Source organism: Marinobacter vulgaris (assembly GCF_003344045.1).
In the GTDB taxonomy this organism is placed as follows: domain Bacteria; phylum Pseudomonadota; class Gammaproteobacteria; order Pseudomonadales; family Oleiphilaceae; genus Marinobacter; species Marinobacter vulgaris.
Genome location: NZ_QFWX01000003.1, coordinates 110,139 through 126,941, shown reverse-complemented (window position 1 = coordinate 126,941; position 16,803 = coordinate 110,139). Strand labels below are relative to the sequence as shown.

The window sequence follows — 16,803 nt, the reverse complement described above, 5'->3', positions numbered from 1 at the left end:
CAGAATCTCCCTGATCGAGAATGACGCGGAGTATACCGGAACTTTTCCACAGCATCGCCCTACACCACCCAGATGACCGTTAAATGTCTGTAGCGTTAAGGTGTTGTGACCTTTTCCACGGAATCTGTGGATAACCCTGTTGAAAATCGCGGGGCAACGCCGTCGAACCCTTGTGATCCGCGCCAATCTACAGATTGATCAATTTTTGATCACTTTATTTTGTGTTTAAAATCATATGTTTAAACTGGTTTTTATGTTGAGGAAAGCTCAGAGGACACGAGAGGTAACCTTGAGGCGCTGCGCCGGCCATGTGCATAAATCATCCAGATTTTCGCCTTGCATGCAGTTTTCAGGGCTAACCTCAAATACCGTTATCCTGGCTTTATGAGCCGCTGGAGCAAAAAATGAAAGGCCATCAGAGACACTCCCCGGAACACCAGGAAAACCTGTCCTCAGAGCGAGGGGCAGCGTCCAGGGTTACGATAATCGGCATGATCCTGGATGCCGTCCTGGGTGTGATAAAGGTCATTGGCGGAACACTGTTTCACTCTCAGGCCTTATTGGTTGACGGTATCCACTCATTCAGTGATGTTGCCTCGGATGTCGTAGTGCTCGGGGTCATGCGTGTATCCAGGCAGGGCCCTGACGCCGACCACCCTTATGGTCATCAGCGCATTGAGACCATGGGCACCATGGTACTTGGCAGCTTTCTCATTGCAGTCGGCGCTGCCCTGGCCTGGGACAACACTCTCCGGCTCATGGGACAAACCGCGGACGACCTGCCGCAATGGCCAGTCCTGGTCGCCGCCGCCATATCGGTTGGTAGCAAGGAATGGATTTATCGCTACACCCGTCGTGTCGGCATCAGAATTCGCTCCGACCTGATCATTGCCAACGCCTGGCATAGCCGCACCGATGCGTTTTCCTCGATCATTGTGCTGTTTTCCACCGCCGGCGCCATGCTTGGCTATGTATGGCTGGACATTCTGGCGGCGGTCGTTATTTCTGTCATTATCATTCACATTGGCTGGAAATTTACCTGGGACAGTGTCAAGGAACTTGTGGACACCGGCCTGTCGCCGGAGGACACCGATCTGCTGAAGCAGGTTGCCATGAACATCGACGGTGTAAGGAACGTTCACGAACTCCGTAGCCGCCGCATGGGACACGACATCATGCTGGACATACACCTGGTGGTGCGGCCCGAAATCAGCGTTTCCGAGGGGCACCAGGTCGGGATGCAGGTGGTATCTGCCATGCGTGAGCAGCTGGACAATATCCTCGACATCAATTTCCACATTGATGCCGAGAATGACGAAGACCACCCCCAGACCTCGGAGCAACTGCCCAGCCGCGGGGAAATCCGGGATACGTTAGACCGGCATATTGACAGGCTGCCGCCGAACAGCAGACTTCGACTGCACTACCTACGCAACAAGGTCCACATGGAATTGTTCATGGAGATTCCCGAGTGCGAAGCGCTTCCTGATGCCCAGAAAATCGCGCGGGAGCTGGGACGCTACCCCTGGTTTGGCAGCCTCCGGATCTGGCACGCCCATACGGATCATCAGCCGGTTACCTAACGGCGGCGGTTGTCCTCCATGCGGGAGAGGAATTCCTGCATGATCAGAGTGTACAGCTCTCCGCCCAGGAAGCGGTCTTCGACCCCACCATCAATGCTGGGGTTGTCGTTCACCTCGATTACGGCAACCCGGTTGCCGGACTGCTTGATGTCAACGCCGTAGAGCCCGTTACCAATCAGCCGTGTTGCGTTCAGTGCAGCCTGGATCACGTTCCTCGGCACCTCGTAGGTGGGCATGGTTTCGAAACCACCGCTGTCCACCTTTGAACCACCGTGCTGGTAGATCTGCCAGTGGCCCTTTACCATAAAGTACTTGCAGGCATAGATGGCCCTGCCGCCCAGTACGCCGATGCGCCAGTCATAGTCGGTGTACAGATATTCCTGGGCCAGTACCAGGGCCGACTGTTTGAAAAGCTCCTTCAGTCCGGCCCGCAGGGACTTTTCATCCTCCGGCTTGGTGATCCCCCTGGAGAATGCACCGTCCGGAATTTTGATAACCGCAGGAAAGCCCAGTTCACCCATGACCTGCTCGGCACTGTCCTTCTGGTCCTTGGACAGAATCAGGGTTTTCGGTGTCGGGATCTTGTTGTTCTTCAACAGGTCTGCAAGATAGACCTTGTTGGTACAACGGAGGATCGAGACAGGGTCATCAATCACCACCATCCCTTCGGCTTCTGCTTTCCGGGCGAAGCGGTAGGTATGGTGGTCGATGGCCGTAGTCTCGCGAATAAACAGCCCGTCGTATTCCGGGAGCCGCATATAGTCCCGACGGCTGATCTGTTCAACATTAATGCCAAGCTTCCGTCCGGCTTTTTCGAATTTATCCAGCGCCTCCCTGTCACTGGGCGGCATTTCCTCTTCCGCATTCACCAGCATCGCAAGATCAAACCGATAACGCCGACGCGTGCGGGGCTTGCGCCAGACCATGCTGCTGAAACGGTCAAACGCCGCTGCAAAGTCGTCCTGTTCCTTGCCTTTGAGATCAGCCGGGCTGCCCGGCTTCATGGAAGCGATTTGCCAGGTTTTTCCCCGGCGAAAAACCACTTCCAGAACCGGACAGGGGAAACGGTCAAACAGTGCACGTGCCACGGGTTTAAGGTCCGCATGCTCTGCCTGGCCAAAATAGGTGCGGATACGCACCTCATGGGTCGCGTTCTTTTCGTCGGCCGCCGGATCAATTTCAGCCCCTGACGCCTCGAGCCAGTTAATAACACTGGCATCCAGTTCATCCAGCTGCAGAGAAAACAACCCCTTGCGGCTGAGATCGTTGAGGGTCATCACCGACGGCACAACATGGTGGCCACGGGCCTCGGCCAGCAGTGAACAGTAGTAGCCCCGGCTGAGATAGCGGGCGCTCTGGCACAGGTTAATTACCCTCACCCGGCTGGACGCCGGCGCCGTGAACTGCAGATACTGGTCGAAGGTGAGCACGTCTTCGCTGGGGTAATACGGCGCCCAGTCCCTGGCCCGATCGACAACAATCAACAAACGTGACATCAGAAGCATTCCTCCATGAGGGCAGTGCCGGATAGCGGACGATAAACAGGTCAACCGCGTTTCCGCCGGACCTGTACAATGTCGCAACAATACGCCGTAACGCGTTAGCCTACAAATGGCAGGAAATGCGTGCTTTTACGCATAATTACAAGCTACCGGCGATGTCGGCTCTCACTCATAATAGCTGCCGTAGCTGAATCCGGCTAAGCCGTCATTTTTTGCGTTACCCAGAGTCCTGACACTATGACATCACTAGAATTTCGTCACGCCACCGGCGATGATCTGGACGCACTGGTAGAGCTGGAAAACCGTTGCTTCACCGATGACCGTATCTCCCGCCGCAGTTTCCGCCGTTTTCTGGACATGCCCAGGGACCGTTTGATTGTCGCCATGGCCGGAGAAAAACTGGTGGGCTATTGCCTGGTGCTGATGAGCCTGTCCACCAGGCTGGCGCGAATCTATTCCATTGCGGTGTCGCCGTCAGAGCGCGGACGCAACATCGGCGAGCAACTGGTCCGCGAAGCCGAAGCCGCTGCGGTGGACGCCGGGCGGATCGTAATGAGACTGGAAGTACGAGAGGACAATGCGCCCGCTATCCGGCTCTACCGCCGCCTGGGCTACCGCCAGTTCGGCACCTTGCGTGACTACTACGAAGACCACGGTACCGCCCTGCGATTCGAGCGCCGCATCCTGTTCTACGAACCTTCCCGGGAGTTTCCGGCGGTACCCTATTATCCCCAGACCACGGAATTCTCCTGCGGCCCGGCGGCTCTGATCATGGCCATGGCGACTCTGGACGAACAGCAGCCCATGACCACGCTGGAGGAACTGAAACTCTGGCGCGAAGCCACCACCATCTTCATGCTCGCGGGCCACGGCGGCTGCGGCCCTCACGGCCTGGCACTGGCCGCCTGGCACCGGGGGTTTCATGCCAGCGCTTACATCAGCAAAGAAGGCGCCCTGTTCAAGGACACGGTTCGCAACGAAGACAAAAAGCGGGTTCTGGAACTGGTGCACGAGGGTTTCCTATACGACATCGGGCAAACCGGCATCGAACTCCACCACGACCCGCTCACCCTGGATGGCATGCAGGCCGCCCTCCACGATGGCCGGGTTCCGGTGATCCTGATCAGCACCTGGCAGCTCAACCGCAGCCGCGTTCCCCACTGGGTAACCGTGTGTGCCATTGATGATCAGTTTGTCTATCTGCACGATCCCGAGATTGACACCGAGATCGGTGAAACGGTTGCCGACAAGCAATACCTGCCGGTCGACCGGCGCGTGTTCGATCGCATGTCCCGCTATGGAAAGAACCAGCCCTTGCAGGCTGCGGTTATTGTTGGGCCCAAGCGCGGGAGCTAATGGCCAATTGTCGGATTGGGCGAAGCCGTAATACGACAAACCATTAGCCGGTCCGCAAAGCAGCCTCTTTCAGCTCCGAGATATCATCCCGCAACCGCGCCGCCGTCTCGAAATCCAGATCGGCAGCCGCCTTGTACATATCGTCTTCCAGGCGGGTGATCTCCTTGAGAATCTCCTCTGGCGAGCGGTTGCCAGTCCTGGCCCGGTATCTTTCCGCCTCCTCGGCAGCCTTCTGACCGGGACGCTCGGCCTTTCGACGACCGCGACCACTGCCGCCACCGGCCCCTTCCATGATATCTGCAATCTTCTTGTTCAGACCCTGGGGCGTAATGCCATGGGCCTCATTGTGAGCTGTCTGCTTGGCACGGCGGCGTTCGGTTTCATCGATGGCGCGCTGCATGGAACCGGTGATCCGGTCGCCATAGAGAATGGCCTTGCCATGCAGGTTACGGGCGGCACGGCCGATAGTCTGGATGAGGGAGCGTTCCGAGCGCAGGAAGCCTTCCTTATCGGCATCGAGGATGGTGACAAGCGATACTTCCGGCATATCAAGCCCTTCCCGCAGCAGGTTAATGCCCACCAGCACATCGAACTCGCCGCGCCGCAGGTCGCGGATGATTTCTACCCGCTCCACGGTGTCAATGTCCGAATGCAGATAGCGCACGCGGATGTCGTGTTCCATCAAAAAATCGGTCAGATCTTCGGCCATCCGCTTGGTAAGTGTGGTCACCAGCACCCGTTCGTTAACGTTGGTGCGCAGGCGGATTTCCGAGAGCAGGTCGTCCACCTGGGTAGACGCCGGGCGGACTTCGATTTCCGGATCCAGCAGGCCGGTTGGGCGAACCACCTGTTCAACCACCTGCCCCGAGTGTTCGGCTTCATAGTTGCCGGGCGTGGCAGACACGAACAGCATCTGCGGCGCAATCCGCTCCCACTCATCAAAACGCATGGGCCGGTTATCCAGTGCCGAGGGCAGCCGGAAGCCGTATTCCACCAGCGTTTCCTTGCGTGAACGGTCGCCCTTGTACATGGCGCCGATCTGGGGAATGGTAGCGTGGGATTCGTCCACCACCAACAGCGCGTTGGGCGGCAGATAGTCGAAAAGCGTGGGCGGCGCCTCCCCCGGTTGGCGCCCGGAAAGATAGCGCGAGTAGTTCTCGATACCGTTGCAATACCCCAACTCCAGCATCATCTCGATATCGTAGCGGGTGCGCTCTTCCAGCCTTTGGGCTTCCACCAGGCGATTGTTGTCCCGCAGTTGTTGCAGACGCGCGTCCAACTCCACCTTGATATGTTCCACCGCATCCAGCACCGTCTGTCTCGGCGTAACATAGTGGGACTTCGGGTAAATCGTGACCCTTGGTACCCGGCGCAGGACCTCACCGGTTAAGGGATCGAAGTAACTGAGGTTTTCCACTTCGTCATCGAAAAGCTCGATGCGGATGGCTTCCTTTTCCGATTCCGCCGGGAATACATCAATTACATCACCACGCACCCGATAGTTGGCACGGTGGAATTCAATGTCGTTGCGGGTGTATTGCAGTTCCGCCAGGCGCCGGAGGATATAGCGCTGGTCAATCTGATCCCCCCTATCCAGATGCAGCATCATTTTGAGATAGGACTGTGGATCGCCCAGACCGTAAATCGACGACACGGTTGCCACAATGATGGCATCGGGCCGCTCCAGCAGGGCCTTGGTGGCAGACAGGCGCATCTGCTCTATGTGTTCGTTGATCGACGCGTCTTTCTCTATAAAAGTGTCCGACGACGGCACATAGGCTTCCGGTTGATAATAGTCGTAATAGGAAACGAAGTACTCTACGGCATTGTCCGGAAAAAACTCCCGGAACTCCCCATACAGCTGCGCAGCCAGGGTTTTGTTATGGGCCATGATGATGGTTGGCCGCTGCACCTGCTGGATCACGTTGGCGATGGTGAAGGTCTTGCCCGAACCGGTCACCCCCAGAAGTGTCTGGTGTGCCAGCCCTGAGTGAATTCCATCCACCAGTCCTGCAATGGCTTTGGGCTGGTCACCCGCTGGCTGAAACGGGGAATCCACTTTGAACGCACCGTCTTTCATCAGCGCGCCGGTTTCTGAAGTGGCCATATTCGGGAGATACCCTCCGTTCAGTCAGATTTCGGTAATACAGCGGGTTGCACTGTAAATGTCACAACGTGCAATCTGCAGAGAAACTTATCGTCACGCGGGCTTCATGGTACCATCTGTAGCATTCAAGGCGGCCTGAACATGGTGTAATCCACTACCTCTCAGGCGCCGGAGCCCTATCAGATGCAGCTTTAAGGAGCGCAAGTTTGGACCTTCAACTTTCCAGCCGAGTACAGGCAATAAAGCCCTCTCCCACCCTCGCAGTTACCAACAAGGCAGCAGAACTACGCGCTGCCGGCCAGGATATCATTGGCCTGGGTGCCGGCGAGCCGGACTTCGACACGCCGGATCACATCAAGCAGGCGGCTATTGAAGCCATCAATAACGGCCAGACCAAATACACCGCCGTTGATGGTACGCCCGCCCTCAAGAAGGCGATCATAGCGAAGTTCAAACGGGACAACGGGCTGGATTACGAAGCCAACCAGATCCTGGTATCAAGTGGTGGCAAACAGAGCTTTTTCAACCTTGCCCTGGCCACCCTGAACAAGGGCGATGAGGCCATTATCCCGGCGCCCTACTGGGTTTCCTACCCGGATATGGTTCTGGTAGCCGAAGGTAAGCCGGTGATCATCGAAACCGCCGCTGAGACCCGCTTCAAGATCACCCCGGAACAGCTGGAAAACGCCATCACTGAGCGCACCCGCCTGTTCGTGATCAACAGCCCGTCCAACCCCAGCGGCATGGCCTACAGTCTGGACGAACTCAAGGCGATTGGTGAGGTGCTGAAAAAGCACCCGCAAATCATGATCGCGACCGACGACATGTACGAGCCGATTCTGTGGACCGGTCAGCCGTTCTGCAACATTTTGAACGCCACGCCGGAGCTGTATGACCGCACTTTCGTGCTGAATGGTGTTTCCAAAGCTTATTCCATGACAGGCTGGCGCATCGGCTACGCGGCTGGCCCGGCGAAGATCATCGGTGCCATGAAGAAGATCCAGTCCCAGAGCACCTCCAATCCCGCATCCATCTCCCAGGCGGCTGCAACCGCTGCCCTGGACGGCCCGCAGGATTGTGTTCAGGAAATGGTTACCGCCTTCAAGGAACGCCACGATTACCTGGTGGAAGCCCTGAACGCCCTGCCCGGCGTCGAGTGCCTGCACGGGGATGGCACCTTCTATGTGTTCCCGAGTTTCCAGGGCACTATTGATGCGGATGCTGATGTCAGCACCGACGTTGAGTTTGCCGAGAAGCTGCTTAAAGAAGCAGGCGTTGCTCTGGTGCCGGGCTCCGCCTTTGGCGCACCGGGCCATATGCGCCTGAGTTTCGCCACCGGCCTGGACACCCTGAAGCAGGCCATTGAGCGACTGGCAAAAGCCCTCGGCTAAAATTTTCGGCAAGGGGTTGACGAGGCGTTGGGGTAACCTTAATATACGCGCCTCGTCACATGACGACGTTCCCCGATAGCTCAGTTGGTAGAGCAACGGACTGTTAATCCGTTTGTCGCTGGTTCGAGCCCAGCTCGGGGAGCCATTATTTCGAAAAGCCGCTAGTCCTCTGGATTAGCGGCTTTTTTTGTTCCAGCCCGCAAGCCAACTGAAGCAGCAGGCCAGGGACGGATTACGAAGAAGGGACCGGCTAAAGGGAACCCACCTCACCATGAATAGCTTCCAGCGCCGCCAGAGGGTCCGTAGCCTGGGTAATCGGGCGGCCGATGACCAGGTAGTCGGAACCGGCTTTGAGGGCGTCAGTGGGGGTCATGATGCGTTGTTGGTCGCCCTTGTCAGCAGACAAGGGACGGATGCCGGGGGTGATGAGTTTGAAATCAGCGCCCTGCTCCGCTTTCAACGCCGGGGCTTCCTGGGCTGAGCAGACGACGCCATCCAGGCCGCAGTTGCGGGTCAGGGTTGCCAGACGGGAGACCTGAGCCTCCGGGGAGTCCGTGATGCCGATACCGGCGAGATCTTTCGAATCCATGCTGGTGAGCACGGTGACAGCAATCAGCAAGGGGCGGCCCTTACCAAAAGCCTCCAGACGGTCGCGACAGGCCGTCATCATTTTTTCGCCGCCGGAAGCATGCACATTGACCATCCAGACACCCAGATCGGCCGCCGCCGCCACAGCGGCAGATGTTGTGTTGGGGATATCGTGAAACTTCAGATCCAGGAACACCTCAAATCCGCGGCCATGGAGCTTCCGAACCAGCTCGGGGCCAGAGCGGGTGAAGAGTTCCTTGCCCACTTTCAGGCGGCATTTGGCCGGGTCCAGCTGGTCAACCAGTGCCAGTGCGGGCCGCTCAGAGGGGAAATCCAGGGCAACAATGATTCGGGGATTGTCGGGGTTTTTCAAGGTCGGTTTCCTGCAAGATATCGAAAAATCGGGTTATTCGGCTTCCACACCCTGGATCGGGCGCACGGTTTCCCATTGCTTGCAACTGGGACACAACCAATGCAGTTGCTGGCCGGAAAAACCGCAGTTTACGCACCGGTAAATGGGACGGTTAGCCAGAATCAGGTGGCCAATGCGACTTACCAGCCGGCCTTCGTCAGTGGTCATGCCTTTTTCGTAGCCCGCCAGCTCTACCAGGCGTAGCAATCCTCTCACGCTGGGACGAACTTCCAGTTCACGGCGCAACAACTCAATGGCCGCCATGCGGCCTGAGGTGCGTTCAACGGATTCCACCAGTGCCAGCAGCAGACTGGTGCTCGGCCAGGTTTCGTAGAATTTTCCGAGTTTCCTGGCCAGGCGTCCAACGTCGCCATGCTCCCGCTCAAGCTTCATCAGCCGGTCAACGGCCTCGGAGCCAAAATCGGGGTTCTGATCGAAGACTTTCAGGCTCTGACTCGCGGCTTCCCGGTAGTTACCCTGGCGAATGAGCAGCTTCATCATGATAAACGTAGCCCTGACACAGGAGCTGTCGTACTCCAGTGCTTCCCTGGCCAGCTTCTGGGCCATCCACCGGTCGTCCTGCTTGAGAGCGTCTTCCGCCAGTTCGCAGGTGATGTAGGCCAGCATCTTGAACATACCGGTATCATGGTCCCCGGTGGTCAGTGTTCGGGCGACCTGACCCGCCTTACCCCACTCTTTTTCCTGCTGGTAAAGCTCGATCAATTGAAGTGACGCCTTGCGACCGTATTCCCTGTCGCCCATCAGTTGATGGAACAGTGCCTCTGCCCGGTCCAGGAGGCCGGCATTCATATAGTCTATAGCAAGTTCATAAGTCACTTGCTGGGAATAGCGTGGGGGCAGCTCCGGGCGAGCCAGAAGATTCTGGTGGATCAGGATCGCGCGATCGGTCTCGCCCTTGTGGCGGAAATGCGCGCCAATAGACAGGTGCAGGCCAACAGTTTCCTTGTTCACGGCCAGGGATTGAACAAAATTTTCTACCGCCTGGTCGGAATAGTTGGTGAAGAGAAACTGCAAGCGGTCCTTGACCGACTCTTCATCCGAGATGGGCGTTCTGGAGCGCTCTCTCGTGTTACCCATACGCCCGACAAACCAACCTGCAGCTACCGCAACTGTCAACAGCAGCCACTGAAGCACTATATCCATTAAAGCGTCCGGTCGTTCTGGGCCCTGGATTTCTCCAATGCCTGCTCGGTGCGAGCAAGTCGTTTCTCGAGGTGACGGCGGGAAACCGATGTACGAACGGTTGCGAGCATGGTAATCAGAACCCCGATCAAAGCACCGATCACAAAGGACATGATAATCCAGACGGCAACACCGTGGGGCTGGGTCTCAAAAAGCAGGAAGTTGAGCGACACGGCCATTTGATTATTGAGGGAGAAAACAAGTGCCACCAGAACCAGCAACAGCACGAGCAGAATGAGAAGGATCTTCTGTAATCCGGCCATAGTCGCAACGCTCCAAGCGGACCTGACAGTTTAAATCAGGACCATGTTCAAGACTTTTCCTGCAAGGGTAATCAAAAACCCTTTTTCAGGCTATCGTTAACCTGTTCCCGCAACTCTTTTCCTGGCTTGAAGTGCGGAACAAATTTGGCGGGCAACTGCACAGCCTCTCCGGTTTTCGGATTTCGCCCGGTTCTGGCTGCCCGATGATGCAGTGAAAAACTGCCGAAACCCCGGATTTCAATTCGCTGGCCATCCGCCAGTGACTGGGACATATGCTCTATGATGGTTTTCACGGCCAGTTCCACATCTTTCACTGAAAGCTGCGTCTGCTTGGACGCGATCAGCTCTACCAGTTCAGATTTCGTCATTGGGCTCATCCCTCTTCACATTATTATTGGATAGCCGGTTACCAGCTCCTTGGTTCTAGTTTAGCCAAACCAGAAAAAAACACAAAAAAAACGGGCTCTTAGAGCCCGTTTTTTTTCGTACCAACTGGAGATCTTAGTCCTTATTGGCGTTTTGCTGCTGCATCTGCTCCTTGATGAGATCACCGATGGTGGTCGCACCCGAGGAGGACTCGGCCGTCTTGGCGCGGACGCCTTCAAGAGCCTGCTTGTCGTCTTCAACGTCCTTGGACTTCACAGACAGGTTGATAACGCGGTTCTTGCGGTCGATGCTGATGATCTTCGCTTCTACTTCATCGCCTTCATTCAGGGCGTTGCGTGCGTCTTCAACACGATCGCGGCTGATTTCGGAGGCTTTGAGGACAGCTTCAACTTCGTCGTTCAGGGTAACCGTCGCCGCTTTCGCGTCAACAGCGGATACCGTGCCCTTAACAATGGAGCCCTTGTCGTTCAGCTGCACAAACTCGGCGAACGGATCGCTTTCCAGCTGCTTGATGCCCAGTGAGATGCGCTCACGCTCGGGATCAACAGACAGGATAACGGTTTCAACTTCGTCGCCCTTCTTGTATTCACGGACGGCTTCTTCGCCAGTCTCGTTCCAGCTGATGTCTGACAGGTGAACCAGACCATCGATGCCACCGTCCAGTCCGATGAAGATGCCGAAGTCAGTGATTGACTTGATCTTGCCGGAGATGCGATCGCCCTTGTTGAACTTGCTGGAGAAGTCTTCCCATGGATTGGACACACACTGCTTGATACCCAGCGAGATACGACGACGCTCTTCGTCGATATCCAGAATCATCACTTCCACTTCGTCGCCTACCTGAACGACTTTAGACGGATGGATGTTCTTGTTGGTCCAGTCCATTTCAGATACGTGAACCAGACCTTCAACACCTTCCTCCAGCTCGGCAAAACAGCCGTAGTCTGTCAGATTGGTTACACGTGCGGTAACCTTGGTGCCTTCCGGATAACGACCCTTGATATCGACCCAGGGATCTTCGCCCAGCTGCTTCAGACCCAGAGATACACGGTTACGCTCACGGTCGAACTTCAGTACCTTGACAGTGATCTCATCGCCCACATTGACGATTTCGCTCGGATGCTTGATGCGCTTCCAGGCCATATCGGTAATGTGCAGCAGGCCGTCAACACCACCCAGATCCACGAACGCGCCGTAGTCGGTCAGGTTCTTGACGATACCCTTGATTTCCATACCCTCGGTCAGGGTTTCGAGCAGAGCTTCACGCTCGGCACTGTTTTCAGCTTCCAGAACGGCGCGGCGGGAAACAACCACGTTGTTACGCTTCTGGTCCAGCTTGATAACCTTGAATTCGAGTTCCTTGTTCTCCAGGTGCGCGGTATCGCGAACCGGACGAACATCTACCAGAGAGCCCGGCAGGAAGGCGCGGATGCCAGCCAGATCGACGGTGAAACCACCCTTGACCTTGCCATTGATAACACCCTTAACCACTTCTTCAGCTTCGAAGGACTTCTCGAGTACCTTCCAGGCTTCTGCACGCTTGGCTTTCTCACGGGACAGACGGGTTTCGCCGAAGCCGTCTTCAACAGCGTCGAGAGCTACGTCAACAACGTCGCCAATAGCAACTTCCAACTCGCCTTTTTCGTTAAGGAACTGGGAGGCGGGGATAACGCCTTCGGACTTCAGTCCGGCGTTAACGGTGACCCAGTCATTATCGACGTCAACTACGGTTCCCTGAACAATGGAACCCGGCTGCATGTCAATGTCTTTTAGGCTTTCTTCAAAAAGATCCGCAAAGCTCTCGCTCATTATGTGTCCTATGTGATCAACGCAAGTTTACTCCGTGCTACCAGCAACACGGTCTGTTAGTTTCAATCCGGATCCAGCCAGTGGCTGGCCGATAACGCCGAACCCGGAATTTCAACGACAAAAAGGTGTAGTCAGGCCTGACCCGCTGCGGCCATTACTCTGACTAGCACCTCTTCTATACTCAAACCTGTCGAATCAATGACTTGCGCATCGTCTGCGGGCTTGAGCGGGGCGGCGGCGCGGTTTATATCCCGCTCATCGCGCACCCGTATCTCCTCTAAAAGGGCGTCAATATTAACATCGACCCCGGCGTCCTTCAACTGGCTGTAACGTCTTTGCGCACGCTCTTCGGCGCTGGCGGTCAAAAAGATCTTCACCGGGGCATCCGGGAACACCACCGTGCCCATGTCGCGACCGTCCGCCACCAGCCCCGGGGGCTTGCGGAAGTCGCGCTGGCGCTGAAGCAGTGCATCGCGAACAGGCTGCATGACCGCCACCCTGGAGGCGTTATCGCCACAGGTTTCCGTACGTATATCTGCGGTCACATCGGCACCCCCCATCAACACCTTTGCCGGCTCGCCCGGAGGTGTGGGTTCAAATGCAACATCCAGGTTGGCCGCGAGCTCAACCAGCGCGGCTTCATCGTCAAGTGATACACCCTGCCTCTCGGCAGCCAGCGCGGTAAGCCGGTAAAGCGCACCGCTATCGAGCAGATGCCAGCCCAGTCTGCTGGCCAGCATCTGGGTAATCGTTCCCTTGCCGGATCCCCCCGGGCCATCCACGGTAATAACCGGTGCCTTGGTTTCCATCATTGCTCAGCTCCCTGGGCGGAAATATGGATGCCGGTGCGCCTGGCCAGCTCCACAAAACCTGGGAATGACGTGGCCACATTGGCGCAGTCAGTCACCTCAATGTCGCCACTGGCCCTCAATGAGGCCACCGAGAACGCCATCGCAATCCGGTGGTCGCCGTGACTATCAACGGTGCCGCCGCCCAGGGTCTGCCCGCCCTCAATGATAATGCCGTCGGGTGTGACGGTGGTTTCCACACCCAGAGCAAGCAGGCCGTCGGCCATCACCTGGATTCGGTCGCTTTCCTTGACGCGAAGCTCCTCGGCTCCACGCAGAACGGTTCTGCCCTCCGCGCAAACGGCGGCGATGAACAGCACCGGGAATTCGTCGATAGCCAGCGGCACCTGATCCTCGGGAATGTCAATGCCCTTGAGATCGGCAGACCGGACGAGTAGATCAGCAACCGGTTCACCGCCAATCACCCGCTCCTCAAGGACTTCTATATTGGCCCCCATCAAGCGCAGGATATTGATCACTCCGACTCGGGTAGGGTTCATGCCGACGTGATGGATGGTCAGTTCAGAGCCGGGCGCAATACTGGCCGCTACCAGGAAAAACGCCGCGGAGGAAATGTCCGCAGGCACATCAATTGCCGATGCCGTGAGGCGTCCGCCGCCGGTAACGCTCGCTGTCGCCATATCGCGATGGACATGGTAGCCGAAGCCTTCCAGCATTCGTTCGGTATGATCGCGGGTTGGCGCCGGCTCGGTCACAGAGGTAACACCTTCGGCATAGAGCCCGGCAAGCAACAGGCAAGACTTCACCTGGGCACTGGCCACTGGCATGTCATAGTGGATTCCGGTAAGCCTATGGCCGCCGCGGATCTTCAGTGGTGGTCGGCCGCCCTCTGCGGTATCAATCACCGCACCCATGGCTCGCAGCGGGTCCGCGACACGGCCCATGGGCCGTTTTGACAGACTCTCGTCGCCGGTCAGCTCGGAGTCGAAGGACTGGGCCGCGAGCAGCCCCGAAAACAGGCGCATGGCAGTTCCGGAATTACCCAGGTAAAGCGGACCACGCGGTGCCTGCAGGCCATCGATACCTACCCCGTGAATGCGGACAAAACCATTGTCCGGCCCTTCAATGGTCACCCCCATATCACGGAAAGCCTGCAGGGTAGCGAGGCTGTCCTCCCCCTCCAGGAAACCTTTCACTTCAGTGATGCCGTCGGCAAGAGCGCCCAGCATGATGGAGCGATGGGAGATGGATTTGTCACCCGGCACACGGATTTTGCCGGAAACCCGACCACCGGGCTGTAGACGGAACGTTACCTGTTTCTGACTGTTGTTTGTCACGTAAGCCTGCCCTGAAAGCATCTTTGAAAAATGTTCCCGCGCCGCTTTGGCGCGACTGAAAACCCGCAACAGAGTTGCACTGTCCTGATCGGCGATAGCGGTACGGAGTTGGTCCAGATCGTAGGTGAAATGGTCTATCACCCGCAGCACCGCGTCGCGGTTGGAGAGAAATATATCGTGCCACATGACCGGGTCGCTGGCCGCAATGCGGGTAAAGTCACGAAAACCTCCGGCCGCGTACCGGAAAATATCCAGATTCTCATCCTCGCCAGCCAGCGTGTCCACCAATGAAAAGGCGATCAGGTGCGGCAGATGGCTGGTAGCGGCCAGAACTTCGTCGTGGTACGCCACGGACATCGTAAGCACGGTAGCGCCGCAACTTTCCCAAAGGGCCTGGAGCTTTTCGAGATCTGCCTGGCTGACGTTATCTGCAGGAGTCAGGATAACCTTATGCCCGGCAAACAGCTTGGGGTTGGCTGCGCGGATGCCGCTCTTCTCGGAACCGGCTATGGGGTGGCCGGGTATCACTTTTGCCGGCAGCTCGCCAAATACCTGCACCACATCAGCGACAAAACTGGTCTTGGTGCTGCCAACATCCGTCAACACGGCGCTGTTTCCGAGATGTGGCCGGATCTCCTCCAGCACAGCTCTCGTTGCCTTCACAGGCACCGCCAACACCACCAGGTCACTGCCCGCCACTGCTTCGGCGACCGAACCCGCAGCCTCATCAATAATGCCCAATTCCACGCCAAGCGCCAGCTCATCCGCCCGCTTGTCTGCACCAACGACGGTCACGGCCAGGGCATTTTCACGGATGGCCCTGGCCAACGAACCCCCTATCAGGCCGAGACCAATGATGGCAACACGCTGGAATAGTGGCTGGCCTCCGGACACTTTAAACTCCCCGACCAGATTCAGCGGCCGGCAATGCATCCAGGGCGCGAGCGAGGGATTCGATAAACCGGTCGTTTTCCTCCGGCAGGCCGATGGAAACCCGCAGATGCCTGGGCATGCCATAGCCGGCGATGGGGCGCACGATAACCCCCTGCTCCAGCAGGGACTGGTTGACGTCGGCGGCTTTATCACCAACATCCACGGCAATGAAATTACCGGCTGACGGAATATACGCCAGTCCCATTTTGCCAAAGGCGGTTTCCAGCTGCTTCATGCCCTCGGCATTCACCTCACGGGAGCGCTGCAGATACTCTTCATCGTCAAGCACGGCGGTCGCCGCCGTCAGCGCCAGATTATCTACATTAAATGGCTGACGCACACGGTTGAGAACGTTAGCAATTTCTGCAGAACTGATGCTGTAACCAGCGCGAAGGGAGGCCAGCCCCCAGGCCTTGGAAAAGGTGCGGGTGATGATCAGATTGGGGTGGCGCTCAAGCAGAGCCAGAGCGTCCACAGCGTCGTCAGCCTGCCGGTATTCGCAGTAAGCCTCATCCAGAACCACCAGCACCCGCGCCGGAATCCGATCAAGAAATGCCCCGATCGCTTTGGCACCATGAACCGTGCCTGTGGGGTTGTTCGGGTTAGCGACGAACACCAGTTTTGTAAGGTCGGTTACCGCCTCTGCCATGGCATCCAGATCATGGCCATAATCTCTGGCGGGAACCGACACACCGGTGGCGCCTATTGCCTGGGTGACGAGCGCATACACGGCGAAGGCGTACTGGGAAAACACCACCTCCGACTGCTGATCCGCAAAACAGCGGGTAATGACTTCCAGAACATCGTTGGATCCATTGCCAAGGGTAAGCTGTGACAGTTTCACGCCAAATCGTGCCGATAACGCCTGCTTCAGCTCAAACCCGTTACCGTCAGGGTAGCGACACAGGTCATGCAATGCTTCCCGGACCGCAGCCAGGGCTCTCGGGCTCGGCCCAAGGGGATTCTCGTTGCTGGCCAGTTTAATGATGCTGTCAGGGTTGAGGCCCAGTTCCCGTGCCAGCTCATCAATCGGCTTGCCAGGCTGGTAGGGAGTTAACGCCTGCACACCTTTGACCGCCAGACTTTGGTAATCAATCGACATTCAACCCTTCCTCAGACGTTC

At 57.1% G+C, this 16,803-nt stretch carries 13 protein-coding genes and 1 tRNA gene; 4 read left to right on the top strand and 10 right to left on the bottom strand.

The features are described from left to right. Nucleotides 1-404 precede the first annotated feature (404 nt). The gene (locus DIT71_RS06800) at nt 405-1,583 is read left to right on the top strand and encodes a cation diffusion facilitator family transporter (protein ID WP_114612469.1); all 1,179 of its coding nucleotides are present in this window, start codon (nt 405-407) and stop codon (nt 1,581-1,583) included. Here the strand turns inward: DIT71_RS06800 and DIT71_RS06795 are convergent. Next, nucleotides 1,580-3,079 (bottom strand): RimK family protein, encoded by a 1,500-nt coding sequence (locus tag DIT71_RS06795; RefSeq protein ID WP_114612886.1) that lies wholly within the window; start codon nt 3,077-3,079, stop codon nt 1,580-1,582. The genes DIT71_RS06800 and DIT71_RS06795 overlap by 4 nt on opposite strands. A gap of 243 nt (nt 3,080-3,322) precedes the next feature. Between DIT71_RS06795 and rimI the strand changes: the two genes are divergently transcribed. Then, a complete protein-coding gene (rimI, locus tag DIT71_RS06790) occupies nt 3,323-4,441 on the top strand; it encodes a ribosomal protein S18-alanine N-acetyltransferase (protein ID WP_114612468.1) in 1,119 nt (372 codons plus the stop codon). 43 nt (nt 4,442-4,484) lie between these two features. On the opposite strand, the gene uvrB is transcribed toward rimI, so the two are convergent. Further along, complete coding sequence (uvrB, locus tag DIT71_RS06785) at nt 4,485-6,521, bottom strand: excinuclease ABC subunit UvrB (protein ID WP_227538027.1); 2,037 nt, start codon at nt 6,519-6,521, stop codon at nt 4,485-4,487. Nucleotides 6,522-6,754: 233 nt separating this feature from the next. Between uvrB and DIT71_RS06780 the strand changes: the two genes are divergently transcribed. Together DIT71_RS06780 and DIT71_RS06775 are read left to right on the top strand one after the other, a co-directional pair. Beyond that, complete coding sequence (locus DIT71_RS06780; protein ID WP_114612466.1) at nt 6,755-7,939, top strand: pyridoxal phosphate-dependent aminotransferase; 1,185 nt, start codon at nt 6,755-6,757, stop codon at nt 7,937-7,939. A gap of 69 nt (nt 7,940-8,008) precedes the next feature. After that, a tRNA-Asn gene (locus DIT71_RS06775) sits at nt 8,009-8,084 on the top strand. Nucleotides 8,085-8,189: 105 nt separating this feature from the next. On the opposite strand, the gene pyrF is transcribed toward DIT71_RS06775, so the two are convergent. The 8 genes from pyrF to hisC all read right to left on the bottom strand — a co-directional run bounded on the left by pyrF (nt 8,190) and on the right by hisC (nt 16,782). Then, nucleotides 8,190-8,900: an orotidine-5'-phosphate decarboxylase gene (gene pyrF, locus DIT71_RS06770; protein WP_114612465.1), complete on the bottom strand. Its 711-nt coding sequence runs from the start codon at nt 8,898-8,900 to the stop codon at nt 8,190-8,192. Nucleotides 8,901-8,933: 33 nt separating this feature from the next. After that, on the bottom strand, nt 8,934-10,103 hold the full coding sequence (gene lapB / locus DIT71_RS06765; protein WP_114612464.1) for a lipopolysaccharide assembly protein LapB: 1,170 nt from the start codon (nt 10,101-10,103) through the stop codon (nt 8,934-8,936). Next, a complete protein-coding gene (locus tag DIT71_RS06760; protein WP_114612463.1) occupies nt 10,103-10,405 on the bottom strand; it encodes a LapA family protein in 303 nt (100 codons plus the stop codon). Before DIT71_RS06760 ends, lapB begins: the two co-directional genes overlap by 1 nt. A 71-nt stretch (nt 10,406-10,476) precedes the next feature. After that, a complete protein-coding gene (locus DIT71_RS06755) occupies nt 10,477-10,773 on the bottom strand; it encodes an integration host factor subunit beta (RefSeq protein ID WP_007154691.1) in 297 nt (98 codons plus the stop codon). A gap of 133 nt (nt 10,774-10,906) precedes the next feature. Further along, entirely contained in the window at nt 10,907-12,601 is a 1,695-nt protein-coding gene (gene rpsA / locus DIT71_RS06750) for a 30S ribosomal protein S1 (protein WP_114612462.1), read from the bottom strand. Between the two features lie 131 nt (nt 12,602-12,732). After that, on the bottom strand, nt 12,733-13,413 hold the full coding sequence (gene cmk / locus DIT71_RS06745) for a (d)CMP kinase (protein ID WP_114612461.1): 681 nt from the start codon (nt 13,411-13,413) through the stop codon (nt 12,733-12,735). Further along, nucleotides 13,410-15,680, bottom strand: a complete 2,271-nt coding sequence (locus DIT71_RS06740) for a bifunctional prephenate dehydrogenase/3-phosphoshikimate 1-carboxyvinyltransferase (RefSeq protein ID WP_406565101.1) — start codon at nt 15,678-15,680, stop codon at nt 13,410-13,412. Before DIT71_RS06740 ends, cmk begins: the two co-directional genes overlap by 4 nt. Continuing rightward, nucleotides 15,643-16,782 carry a histidinol-phosphate transaminase gene (hisC, locus tag DIT71_RS06735; protein ID WP_114612459.1) on the bottom strand — a complete coding sequence of 380 codons (1,140 nt, stop codon included), beginning with the start codon at nt 16,780-16,782 and terminating at the stop codon, nt 15,643-15,645. The genes DIT71_RS06740 and hisC overlap by 38 nt, the downstream gene beginning before the upstream one ends. Nucleotides 16,783-16,803 lie beyond the last annotated feature (21 nt).

Excerpts from the sequence above, each read along its gene's own strand:
- DIT71_RS06800 (WP_114612469.1), top strand. The coding sequence starts at position 405 with ATGAAAGGCCATCAGAGACACTCCCCGGAACACCAGGAAAACCTGTCC.
- DIT71_RS06795 (WP_114612886.1), bottom strand. The coding sequence starts at position 3,079 with ATGTCACGTTTGTTGATTGTTGTCGATCGGGCCAGGGACTGGGCGCCG.
- rimI (WP_114612468.1), top strand. The coding sequence starts at position 3,323 with ATGACATCACTAGAATTTCGTCACGCCACCGGCGATGATCTGGACGCA.
- uvrB (WP_227538027.1), bottom strand. The coding sequence starts at position 6,521 with ATGAAAGACGGTGCGTTCAAAGTGGATTCCCCGTTTCAGCCAGCGGGT.
- lapB (WP_114612464.1), bottom strand. The coding sequence starts at position 10,103 with ATGGATATAGTGCTTCAGTGGCTGCTGTTGACAGTTGCGGTAGCTGCA.
- DIT71_RS06760 (WP_114612463.1), bottom strand. The coding sequence starts at position 10,405 with ATGGCCGGATTACAGAAGATCCTTCTCATTCTGCTCGTGCTGTTGCTG.
- DIT71_RS06755 (WP_007154691.1), bottom strand. The coding sequence starts at position 10,773 with ATGACGAAATCTGAACTGGTAGAGCTGATCGCGTCCAAGCAGACGCAG.
- rpsA (WP_114612462.1), bottom strand. The coding sequence starts at position 12,601 with ATGAGCGAGAGCTTTGCGGATCTTTTTGAAGAAAGCCTAAAAGACATT.
- cmk (WP_114612461.1), bottom strand. The coding sequence starts at position 13,413 with ATGATGGAAACCAAGGCACCGGTTATTACCGTGGATGGCCCGGGGGGA.
- DIT71_RS06740 (WP_406565101.1), bottom strand. The coding sequence starts at position 15,680 with ATGCATTGCCGGCCGCTGAATCTGGTCGGGGAGTTTAAAGTGTCCGGA.
- hisC (WP_114612459.1), bottom strand. The coding sequence starts at position 16,782 with ATGTCGATTGATTACCAAAGTCTGGCGGTCAAAGGTGTGCAGGCGTTA.